General features: G+C 45.0%; 4 protein-coding genes. All 4 read left to right on the top strand.

Going from position 1 to position 12,718, the window contains the following annotated elements; all coding sequences use genetic code 11:
• The first annotated feature begins 47 nt into the window (after nt 1-47).
• On the top strand, nt 48-1,157 hold the full coding sequence (locus SFV55_RS05660) for an acyl-CoA desaturase (RefSeq protein WP_320028499.1): 1,110 nt from the start codon (nt 48-50) through the stop codon (nt 1,155-1,157).
• Nucleotides 1,158-1,210: 53 nt separating this feature from the next.
• Complete coding sequence (locus tag SFV55_RS05655) at nt 1,211-4,486, top strand: thioester reductase domain-containing protein (protein ID WP_320028498.1); 3,276 nt, start codon at nt 1,211-1,213, stop codon at nt 4,484-4,486.
• Between the two features lie 694 nt (nt 4,487-5,180).
• Nucleotides 5,181-5,711, top strand: coding sequence for a choice-of-anchor E domain-containing protein (locus tag SFV55_RS05650; RefSeq protein ID WP_320028497.1), 531 nt, complete (start codon nt 5,181-5,183; stop codon nt 5,709-5,711).
• A 53-nt stretch (nt 5,712-5,764) separates the two neighbouring features.
• The coding region (locus SFV55_RS05645) for a PKD-like domain-containing protein (protein ID WP_320028496.1) at nt 5,765-12,718 on the top strand (6,954 nt) is incomplete at its 3' end.

The following is a 12,718-nucleotide window of genomic DNA, read 5'->3' as shown; positions in this document are numbered from 1 at the left end:
TTTTTGCTCAAAAGACGATCTGATTCTAAACAAAAAACACCTACAAAATGTCAACAACTGAAGTCGACACCAATGCGGCGTTCAAAAAGGTTTTATTTGAAAGGCTGAATTTTTACTTTGAAAAGAACCAGCTTTCCAAAAAGGGAAACTGGGAGATGACTTTAAAAGTTACTTTTGCACTGGCCTGGTGGATTGGTAGTTATGTATTGTTATTGGCATACGACTGGAATTACACCCAATTCTTTTTCCTGTACTTATTCCAAGGCCTGGGTCAGATTTTTATGTTTTTAAACATAGCCCACGACGCCAACCACAATTCCATTTCGAATAAAAAAATCGTCAACAAGGTTCTCAGCTATGTACTGGATGCCTGCGGCATCAGTTCTTACATGTGGCGCATCATGCACAACAAAGGTCACCATGCGGTAATGAACGTTTATGGCGATGACGAAGGAATTTTTGCGCATGGTATATTCCGCTTTTCACCACACGCTGAGTGGAAATGGATGCACCAGTTCCAACACCTCTATGTTTTTCCCATGTATGGAATTACCACACTTGACTTCCTTTTTGTGAAGGATTTTGAGTACCTGTTTTTCAACAACAACAAGCATGTAGAAGATGTAAAGCACCCACTGAGGGAATGGATAACCATCATCGGGAGCAAAATACTCTACCTTTTTTACATGATTGGCATTCCGGTTATAGTGCTTCATTTTTCGCTTTGGCAAGTCCTTATTGCTTTTGTGGTCACTCATTTGATCATGGGACTGGCCGCTGCCTGGATCATTCAAACTGCTCACCTGCTCGATATCAATGAATTCCCAGAAACGCGTTATGACCTGGATTTTGTAGATCATATTTTTGCCACAACTACAGATTATGCTACCCGCAGTCGCATTGCCAATTTCATTTGTGGGGGCTTGAATCACCACGTGGTTCATCACATCTTTCCTCAAGTGGCACATACGCACTATCCCAAGTTGACAAAAATAGTAAGAGACACTGCAGCTGAATTCGGTGTTGAATACCGTGAAAACCGCTACATGTACCAGGCTATGGCCCACCACCTTAAATTGCTCAAACTCCTGGGTAAACCACCGGTCTCCATGACTTCCCAAAACTTTGCAAAGGACAACAATGCTTCAGTTTCTTAATGAAGGACAACAATTCGAATAACCAATTGACAATAAACGAACAAGCTTTGCCTATGAATTCTATTTTTGAAAGACTTGATTTCTGGGTGGATGAACAACCGGACAAGCTACTCTTTTCATTCCATGATATTTCTGGCAACCAAACAGAGAAATACACGTATAGTGAATTTATCTATCGCACCAACGCAATTGCAAGCAACCTGTATAACGAGCATAACTTTCCAGTAGGAAGCCGAATTTTATTGGCTTATCCCCCCGGGTTGGAGATGATTTGTGCTTTTTTTGCTTGTGCTCGCCTTGGGTGGATACCAGTGCCTGCTTATCCTCCGACTTCTCATGGATTTGAGTCGTCACTCAATAAAATGACCTACATTGCCAAGGATTGTCAGGCCAAAGCCATCCTGACCAGTCGGGATTATTATTGGTCTGTCAAACTGAACTTGTCCCGGACCAATATTGCAGAATCATTTTTTAGCACGAGTTACATCTCCAAACTCAGTTGGATCAATACTGAAGATTTCAGAGACGTCAATAAAAATGGATTTGAGGCAGGCCATTCGGATGTTTTGTTTTTGCAATATACTTCGGGATCTACCAGTGAGCCTAAGGGGGTAATGGTCTCCCACCAGAACATCTTGCACAACTGTGATCTGGCTACTGAATTTGTCCCAATTGGGGTGAGCTGGTTGCCCCAGTATCACGATATGGGCTTAATCGGTTATTACATCTACATTGCTTTAAAGGGAGGAACCACTTATGGGTTTTCGCCGCTTGATTTTATCCAGCGTCCGGCTTTGTGGTTGGAGACCATCACCAAATACAAGGCAACTCACTCTTCCGCACCCAACTTTGCCTTTGAATATTGTTTACAAGCAGGCAAAATTTCTGAACAAACTTTGGAAAAACTGGACCTGAGTTCACTCGAGTACCTAATGACCGCAGCGGAGCCAGTTATTCCGTCTACCTATACTCGGTTTCTGAAATTCTTTGAGCCTTATGGACTCAAAGCAGAAGCTTTGTTTGCTGCCTTCGGTTTGGCAGAGAATACCTTGGCTGTAACCAATTATGGCCGCACTTATGTATCGCTTGATCCTGCCGCCTTCAAACAAAACAAACTGAAGGTATTGCCCGTCTTGTCTGAGCCGGATTGTGGTACCAACATCATGAACTGTGGAGCCCCCCTGGGGGATATCATTGTCAGAATTGTAGACCCCAATACCCGCCACGCACTTAAGGAAGGACAGATTGGAGAAGTATGGTTGAGTGGAAAAAGTAAATGTCTCGGTTATTGGGACAAGCCTGATTTGACCAAAAAAATCTTTCAGGCTTCAATAGTTGGCGAAAACCAAAACGCCAACAACTACCTCCGCACCGGTGACATTGGCTTTTTGTACCAGGATGAGTTATACATTTGCGGCCGCCAAAAAGACATGATCATCATCAGAGGGTTGAATTATTTCCCTCAGGATATTGAAAAAATTGTCGAAAAAACGGCCTCAACCCATGTACGCCATGGTTTTTCCGCAGCTTTTGATGTTTTTGAATGCGAGGAAAAACTGGTGGTAGTTGTTGGCGTCAAGAACCCCAAATCACTGCCCGATCCATTGCCCATTGTCAATGCCATCCGCAAGAGTTTGAATGTACAAACCCACATCATCGCTTTTGTGTCTGCACGAGAAATCCCCAAAACCAGTTCTGGTAAAATCATGCGACACAAAGCCAAGGAGATGTGGGAAACTGGCCAATTTAATGTCCTAGAGCAGTTTTCCGGAGCGGCAGCGGTTGAACATTTTCATGAAGAGCACAAAGGCCCCGTTTCGCCGCTGGATGACCTGAAGCAAAAGTACGGATTTACGGGTGAAGAAACCTACACCTTGGGCAAAGCGGGCCTTGAGTCCATCGATTTGGCCGTGTTGATGCACGACATCAAGGAATTGCTCAAGGAAAAAGGTGCGGATGCCTTATCCAAACAAATAGACCTGCGACTCATTCAGGAAATTTCTATTTCTGAATTGTTTGACCTGGTTGCCCAATTTGAATCCGCATCGGCACTGGCCATTCTGCGTTTGAAAAAAATGATCGACACGCTCCAGAAAGAGCATACCGAGATGGAGCAGAAAATGATGTTGAGTGATGTTCACTTATCATTTGATCCAGTTGCTCCGGTTTACCCCAATGAGCACCGTGCGACAGATGTTTTGCTGACTGGGGGAACAGGATTTTTTGGCCCATTCATTTTAAAAAGTATCCTGGAACAAACTGATCAAAGGGTTTACGTTTTGGTCCGGGCTTCCAGTGAAGAACAAGGTATGGAACGCCTCCTGGCAGCTATGGAGGCAGTTGAGCCAATGAATGCACAACTGGAAACTGCATTTAGAGAACGGGTTATTCCTGTGTGTGGTGATTTAGGCCAGCAGCAACTTGGGTTGAGTCGCGAAAAATGGGAGTTCCTGGCCAATAATGTGCAGGAAATCTACAACAATGGCGCTACGGTCAACTACCTGTTCAATTACGACAGGATGCGGAACGTCAATGTAGTAGGCACCAACGAAATTCTCAAACTGGCTTTCCATGGGAATCCCAAGGTGTTCAACCACATCTCCACAACTTTTATTTTTGGTTGGGCAGTTAGAGATGTATTGTACGAATCGACCACCAACGACGACATCAACCTCCTCGATTTTGGCTACAGCCAAACCAAATGGGTATCAGAAGAAATTGTAAAGGATGCTTTGAGCCGAGGCTTACATGGGCGCATTTTCCGCCCAGCCCTGATCACTCCTTCTATCAACGGGGGAGGCCATAATTTCGACATTTCCATTCGTCTGATTGCATTTATGTTCAATTATGGCATTGGTGTCGATGCGCAAAACCAGGTCAGTTTTTCACCGGCAGACCGGGCAGCTCACAACATCGTGGCCGCTTCCAATATGTCGGCTACCATCAACGAAACTTTCCACGTTGTTCGGGATGTATATTCCAACATGCGGGATATCACGGACATCATTACCGAATTGACAGGCAGGGAGTTTGTGATCTACCCACTCAAGGAATTTGTACCTGTGATTCTGGAACGTTGTACCAAGGATGATTTGCTTTTCCCCTTGCTCGATTTTTTGGTGCGTTCCGTAGAGAACATTTCAGCAATGGAGTTCAAACTCTATGACAACAGCAACTTCCGAGCTGCGCGGGATGCCTCACCAGTGGGTTGGCCTGATCCAAGTTTAAAAGAGACGGTGAGAGGGATTCTGTTGTTTTTGAAGAAAAATGGGATCATCGATTTTGAATTTGTGCCAGCTGAGCAACAACTAAGTTACTCACAGCAATAGGCCCATTCATAGATCCATATGCCCGTTTGGCTTTTAAATAAGCTGAACGGGCATTTTTTTTGTGCAAAAAAGCCACCACAGGTTTTAAATACTATAGTGGTTTTAGATCCAAGACCTAAATTAAGGGTTAGATCAAATCTGCTTTAAATAACATCACAAGGATTTTTTCAGCGCCTATTTGATTTTTTTTAAAAAGAAAACCAAACTATTTCGTTTTTCAAAATCAATGTTTACATTTGCCATATGATAGAATTTTGCTGTGAATACTTTTGACTCTCTTTCAAAAGTTCAATCCCCCTTGTTTATTCGATCTCACTACCACGTACCCTTTGTAATGCTTGATTTGTAGTGCTTTATCACTGCGAATATTACCACTACGCTAATTTTTCGGTTTCATTTCTGTGACTTGGTGTTTACTCAGTCATTAGAATAGTATTTTTATTACTATAAAAAACTTGAATGTTGTTTATAGGCTAAAGAGGTTTGTCTCTTTTGTTCTATAGCGTTGGTAATCAATAACTTTGTAAATCAAAATGTTCTCATGAAAAAAAATTACGACTTGCTCCACGCCGGAAGCGAGGGGTTAAAGTATTGTCTTAAAGCAATAACAAGGCTTTGGGATGATTCTCCCACAATCCAAAAAAAACCGAAGCACACAGGATTGTACTTCGTGCTACCACTTGTAACACTATTCTTGTGGACAGATCTTGTTCAAAAGAGTGTTGACACAAAAGCCAATCGTTTTATTGTTCCTGCCGAAACTTGCAATGAAGTTACTTTCCTGAACAACAGCCAAACTGCGACCTTGAGCCTGCCCAAATTTGATCCCAATCTGGGTACTTTACGCAGTGTGGAAATCATGACCGAGTGCATGATCATGGCCGATGTAGCTGAAAAGGAGGTAAAAGGAAACAATTATGCCTTGATGTTGAGTGTGGATTTGACGGCTCAATTGCCTAACCAAACGCAAAAAGTACATCAATCCAGCGCCAAGTTCAATAAAACAGTGCAGGACGAAGGTATGCAGGAAAATGGCTTTTCTGAAACATTCAAAGATTCCAAACAGAGTAACGAGCTGATTACCAAGAATCTGGATGCCTTCACGGGCAGCGGCAACCTGACGATACCACTGAGTGTGAGTGGATTGATCAACTTTAAAGATCAAGTCTCAACCATCACTTCGAACCTGAAAGCGAAGGTTTGCATCAAGTACAACTACGAATAAGGCTTGATGCTTTTTGTTTTTATTTCCAGTATTGAATACATCATAATCACGACATGAAAAAAATTCACACCTATCTCCAATTGGGGCTATGGTTGATCATTGCTATGGCAATTCCCCATCTAGGGTTTGCTCAAACTTGCGATGTGACACCCATGAACATCTCCAAAATCGCCACCGATTGGACTACCAATTGCGCCAGAGTAACGAAAGATGCTTGTGATCCGACCAACGGGAAACTCTGCGACGGCACTCCAAGCTCCAACTGGCTCTTACTCAATCCAAATGATTATTGCCTGCCCAAAGCACCTTGTAATGCAGTCGGTTTTTCCAAAGTGGAAGTAACCATGACCATGGAAGGTACCTGGAAGGTTAAAAACATTGGGAACCTCTCGCAGAACACCTCGGTGGGCCTTTTGGGCTGTGTCAAAGCCTGGATGTGCAACCTACTTTTTGACCCACTCGAACCTGCTGCGTTTACCGGAACCATTACCTTGGAAGCTGGGGAAGAAAAATCTGGCGACTTACCTACCCGTACTAAGACCTCTCCATACCCGGGCGACTTAGACGCTCTTTTTGCCAAAAATTGCTCAGATAAAGTCTGCATCGAAGGCCTTGCCGATGGTTTCACCACCTTAACCATCAGCAACGGTAACTTACAAGCTGTTACCACCGTTTTTGCTTCACTCAAAGCCTGTGTCAACTACAAGAAATTTGATTGGAGTGTTACCGGATCCGAAGCTGCCTGCGAAACAAGTTCCGACGGTAAGGTTTTTGTCAACTTTACACCAGCTACAGGAACCAACGTCAGCGATTACGAAATTCGGGTCGGCAATGGCGGCACTTGGGCGGTTGCTCAAACTGCAGTCAGTGGTGCCAACACGATCAGCGGCCTTCCCTCTGGGAGTTATACGGTAGCGGTTGTTTATAAGCCGCTAGCCAACACCGTTAAGCCTTCTGACAGCGAGTCTTGCGGCTATTGCAAAAGTTCAGTTACCGTTGCTTCTGCTACGGCTACGATCTCTTGCGCTTCTACCCCTGATTGCCCTGGTGGCGCGGGCGATGGCACCGTGAGTGTAAGCGTAACGGGCTCTAATCTGGGTACGGTTAAGTATCTGTGGGGCAATGGTGCTAACACCTCTGCCATCACTGGTTTGACGCCTGGCAATTATTCAGTAACTGTTACTTATGGTCCGAACGACAAGTGTAGCAAGATTCAAACTTGCACCGTAGTTGCTGCACCGGGCGTTGATGCCGATGTCACCTTCACCAACGTCAAATGTAAGGATGCTGCTGACGGAACCATCACAGTAGATCCTACCAATGGAACTGCTAACTATACCATATCGGTGACAGGCAAATCCAACCAAACTTCGAATGGAGCAACAAAAACCTTCACTGGTTTTGGCCCTGGAATGTATACCGTTACGGTGACCGATAAGAATGGTTGTGTGTATACGGAGGTGGTTGAAATTAAAGAGCCTGACGCCATCACGGGCTCTATTACCCCCACTCCTGCTGCCTGTACTGGTGCCACCAATGGTTCGGCTACGGTAAGTGCAAGTGGTGGTACTGGCTCATACACTTATAACTGGTCACGAGGAACTGTGGCGATGGGTGGCACCCAGGTTACAGGTCTTGAACCTGGTTCCATTAGTGTTACCGTCACTGATGCCAACAATTGTAAGAAAATACTGACCAGTACCATTGGCACTGTAAGTGAAGTATCGATCAACTGTACCCCCACTCCAGAGCAGTGTGTAGGTCAGAACAATGGCTCGGTGAGTGTCGCTGTTTTAAATGCCTCGCCTAATTATGTGGCAAGCTGGATCAGTGGACCAACTCAATTTAACCAGGTCAGTTCTGCGACCAGTCCGGTGGTAGTCAATAATTTGAAACCCGGCAATTACACCATTCGCATTACCGACAACAATGGTTGTTATGCCGAGTGCAGCTTCACCGTTGATAAAGGCCTGGATTTGCCTTGTGACATCACGGGAAGTACTTCAATTTGTCAGGGGGAGACACAGAATGCTCACTCGGTAGAAAGTGTTGCTGGAGCAACTTATGCCTGGTCTTTGGAAGGCAACACTGCTGGTGCTACGTTTGCTGGGGCTACCAACAATAGTACTGTTACTGTTTCCATTCCATCCAATGCAACAGGTTCTTATACTGTACGTATGACCATTTCTAAAAATGGCTGTACCGAATCCTGTACCAAAACCGTCACCATTAAGGAATTGGTCATTTGTACGATCAACGGCCCCGCTTCTGTTTGTGAAGGTAGTACCGCTACTTTCACCACGACTGGAGTTACTGGCCGCACCTGGTCGGTTACTGGTGCTTTGTTTTTTACAGGCCAGGGGACTAATTCAATAACGGTAACCATACCCGACGGAACTGTCCTGACTAATTTCACAGTGAGTTTGTCTGGTACAGCGACCAATAATTGTCCTACCAACTGTAGTACAACAACGACCATTAATCAAAAACCTGAGGTAGACATCGAACCAATCAGCCCGGTTTGTAACCTGGGGACTCCGCAAGGGGCAATCCAGGCCACTGCTACGGGCACGGCACCTTTTGTGTATCGTTTGTACAAGCACAATCCAAGCCGCACTTTGGCAAGTACTTCAGCTTCCACTGCGAATACAAGTTACAATTTTACCAATCTGGGGCCCGGCACCTACGATGTAGAGGTGACCGATGCCAACAATTGCACTTCCAATCCAAGTACCACCCTTATTTTGGTTAAACCAGTTGCATTTGAACCAGAACTGGATTGTGAGTCAAGAAGTGGTGAGAACATTGATATTATCCTGAATATCACCAACGGTACCGGACCTTTCACTTATTCCCTGAACAACAACAGCTTTAGTGTGGTTCCTGCCAATGGTATCATTTCCGTCCCATTTGCTGATGGTTCCAATCAGCCCATTTATCTTAAAGATGCCAATGATTGCCCTGCAATCAGTGAGACCATTTTGTTGCAATGCTGCAAATTGGAGGGGGTATGTAAATTGACTAAACCTTCCCCATTGACGGGTTGTGATTACAGCGTTGTACCAGCAGCAAAGACCAACCCTGCCGATGTCTTCAGCAACATTGCCTTTTGTGAAGAAGCAAAGATCAAGGTGATTACCACTGATGGTGGTTCCTTGTGTGGGGATGGCTTAACCCGCACCTACACTTATATCCTTTACGATGATTTGAACGACAATGACAAGTTTGACGAGGATGACGAGCCTTTCATCGAAGGAACTTGTGCTGAAACCTACGTTGTAAAACCACCAGCGCTATCTTGCACCGTACCAACTGATTTTGCGATTCAGGAGACTTGTACGACCCAGAACATTGCCAATCTGTTTAGCACCTGGAAAAATAGTTTTACCTATACTGGTGGTTGTTCTCCCATGGTACGTTACCTGGTGAGCATCAATGATGGTGTAGAAGCAGAATATCAGAGCATTGCCAATATTTCTGCACCTACCTATTGCGGTGGAAAAGTCAAGATCAAAATTTTGGTCAAGGACGCTTGTACTGCTGAAAAGATGTGCATGTCTACCTTCATTGTACCTACCCGCCCAGATTTGGAAGCAGAAGGACCAAAGGATGCAACCAAGCCAACCTGTGCTTCGACAACTGACTTTGCTAGCTGGAAAGCCGCCTTCAAATACACCAGTGGTGGTTGCAACTACAAGATCAAATACGAAGTATCGATCAATGGTGGTAACCTTACAACAGTTACCGACCTGAGCAAAGTAGTAGCACCAAGCTCCTGCGGCGGTTCAGTTCGCATCGTAATGACGGTGACCGACGATTGTGATCAAATCGTAGTGAAAGACGCTACTTATAGGGTGCCTACCCGCCCAACTTTGGTAGCAGCTGGCCCAGAAAATGTAACGAAAGAAACTTGTGCCTCCACGAGCGATTTTGCTACTTGGAAAGCAGCCTTCCAATACACCAGTGGTGGTTGCAACTACAAGATCAAATACGAAGTATCCATCAACGGTGACAACCTGACAACATTTACCGACTTGAGCAAAGTAGTAGCACCAAGCTCCTGCGGCGGTTCAGTTCGCATCGTAATGACGGTGACCGACGACTGTGGCCAAACGGTGGTGAAGGACGCTACTTATACGGTGCCTACCCGCCCAACTTTGGTAGCAGCAGGCCCTGAGAGTGTAACGAAAGAAGCTTGTGCCTCCACGAACGACTTCGCTAGCTGGAAAGCGGCCTTCAAATACACGAGCGGTGGTTGCAACTACAAGATCAAATACGAAGTATCGATCAACGGTGGTAACCTGACAACAGTTACCGACCTGACCAAACTAGTAGCACCAAGCTCCTGCGGCGGTTCAGTTCGCATCGTAATGACGGTGACCGACGATTGTGATCAAACGGTAGTGAAAGACGAGACATATACCGTACTCACCCGCCCAGATTTGGTGATCAACCTCCCTGTTGATAAAACGGTAAGATGCCTACTTCAAGCTGGCATTGACACAGAATTCGCAGCCTGGATTGCTCAATTCAATACAAGTGGTGGCTGTAGTGCCACTGTGAAATATTATGTGAATGACCAGGAGGTGGCGAACTTGAATAATGTAAAGGCTCCAAGTGAGTGTGGTGGCAAGGTAACCATCAAAATCGTCATGACCGACGTTTGTGATCAAACCCTCACCAAAAGTGCTTATTTCAAAGTCATTCCAAAACCAGTTGGTCTACCGATTGAAAAAACCATTTACTCTTGTATTGCGGTCAATGTAGATTTGCAATTACAAGTGAAATGTGACGTACAAAGCACCTTTAAGTGGTATAGTGTAGCATCGGTAGGTTCCAATGTTCCTTACAACCATCCACAAATTGATGGTGAAACCTTCAACCCTGCGGGAACTAGTGGTGTCATCAATGACCTCCTGACCAATTTGACTACTACTACGCAGACAATTATCTATCGGGTTGTTCCAACCAGTAAGGAAGATTGTGAAGGTGATCCATTCTATGTAACGGTTAACATCCGGCCAAAAGCAGACATCCAGTGTTTGGCCTGCGTGACCGAAGTGCGGGTTACTTTGGACAAGAATTGCCGCTTGTTGATCACTCCTGATTTGGTGATTGATGGCTTTGAACAATGTCCTAACCGTGAACTGCTTCGCGATGCATTGGAAGTACTTATTGAAGATGGCAACAACGATAACTATGTTGATTGTGCTGGAACGCACAAATACCTCGTTCGTCTCAAACCCGAATACGAAGTTTGTTTCGATTATGCACCATGTTGGGGTACCATCATTGCTGATGACAAAACCGGACCAATCCTGGAATGTGCCAACTTTATTGAGGAGCCTTTGGATTGTTACGATGTAAACTACGTTCTCAACAATCGTTTGACCATTGGCAATGTGGGCACTACTAGCTCACCTCGGCCATCGACAAGTAATAGTCAGGTCATCAACAATGCAGAAGGGATTGAGGATGATTCAGCGTGTGGTTTGAAGCCAGCAAGTTTGGTTTCTGACAACATCAAAAACCTTGGGTATCCATACTTCCGTGACAATTGCCGCGATTGTGGTTGCCGAACTACCTTGAAGTGGAGCGACCGTGTTGAATATTATTCTTGCGAACAAATGGAAAAGAATGGTGGTATTTACGCACGTATTTTCCGCCAATGGGTAGCCACTGATTGCAATGGTATGACCACAGATAAGGTTCAAATGATTGATTTCAAACGGCCAAAAATTGCTGAGTTTTCCTTCAATGGAGGAGGTGAAGGCAAATACGACCGCGTTGTGGAATACAATGCTTGCACTCCCGACAAGAGCCTGATCAAAAAGGAGGATGTAACACCATCCATTTGTAGTTATTTCAACACTGGTGACAACAAACGTTGTTTGTACATTGACGAGGTTGAATGCAACTATTCAGTCCAAATCAAAGATACAGAATTCCCCATCTGTGGCGGTAAAGGTTTGAAGATCGACAGAGAAATGTACATTTTTGACTGGTGTGCTGGAGGTATTGTGGATACACTTCACATCCTGATAAAAATCGGAGATTTTGAAGCCCCAACCTATGATTATGCACATGGAGCTCCATTTGATATTTCTACAGGTCCAATGGACTGTACTGCCGCCATACCTGTAACCGCAACTGGTATTAAAGCTGCTTTTGGTGTGACCATCAAAGACAACTGCACACTGGGTAATGTAAGCGTAAGCGTTTACACCAAAGATCGCTATGTTAAAGGTATTTTGGTTTACGAAGGCCCAGATTACCCATTCTGTCAACCAGAACCAGAGGCGCATAAAGCAGAGCTACGTGGCGAACATGAAGATTTGAGGTATTGCAATAAGGAGGACATCTGCTGGGATAAAGTGGAGTATGCAGTAATGAACGGGATGATGATCGGCCTTCCAGTGGGCAAACACCTGATGGTGATTGACGCTTTCGACGGCTGCTACAATGCTTCTACAGCTTGTTTCGTCTTTGAAGTAAAGGACAAGATTGCTCCTGTAATGAAGTGTGATGATGACTTGCACATCACTTTGAGCAATGCCAATGGTTACACCAACGGATATGCCCAAGTTAGCGCTGCAGACATCGACGAAGGATCATGGGACAACTGTAAGATGGCTTGGATTGCGGTACGTCGCAATGTACCTGCTTCCTGTGCAGCTAGCTTCATTGCCAAAGGTTACGACACGAACGGCAACGGTACTTTGGATCCTCTGCCAGCAGACAAGGATTATAGCAAAGCAGACGGTTTTGACCGGAATGGCGATGGCGATATTGAAGATTTTGGTGAAACGTTCATCCTGAAGGGAGGTAAGTTGATGACTCCGCTGCAAGACATCGTTGAGTTCTTCTGCTGCGATTTGTCAGAGCGGGTAACGATCGAATTGTGGGGTGCTGACACTGCGGACAACCCAGCTACAGCTGCAGATGAAACCAACTATAACTACTGCTGGGATGATGTGTTGATCGAAGACAAAGTGGCACCAACTTGT

Origin of the sequence: Haliscomenobacter sp. (genome assembly GCF_033763495.1) — a bacterium.
Lineage (GTDB): Bacteria > Bacteroidota > Bacteroidia > Chitinophagales > Saprospiraceae > Haliscomenobacter.
Note: the sequence above shows the minus strand (reverse complement) of the source record. Positions and strands in the feature narration are given on the sequence as shown.

Coding starts and splice junctions, on each gene's coding strand:
- SFV55_RS05660 (WP_320028499.1), top strand. CDS start 48: ATGTCAACAACTGAAGTCGACACCAATGCGGCGTTCAAAAAGGTTTTA.
- SFV55_RS05655 (WP_320028498.1), top strand. CDS start 1,211: ATGAATTCTATTTTTGAAAGACTTGATTTCTGGGTGGATGAACAACCG.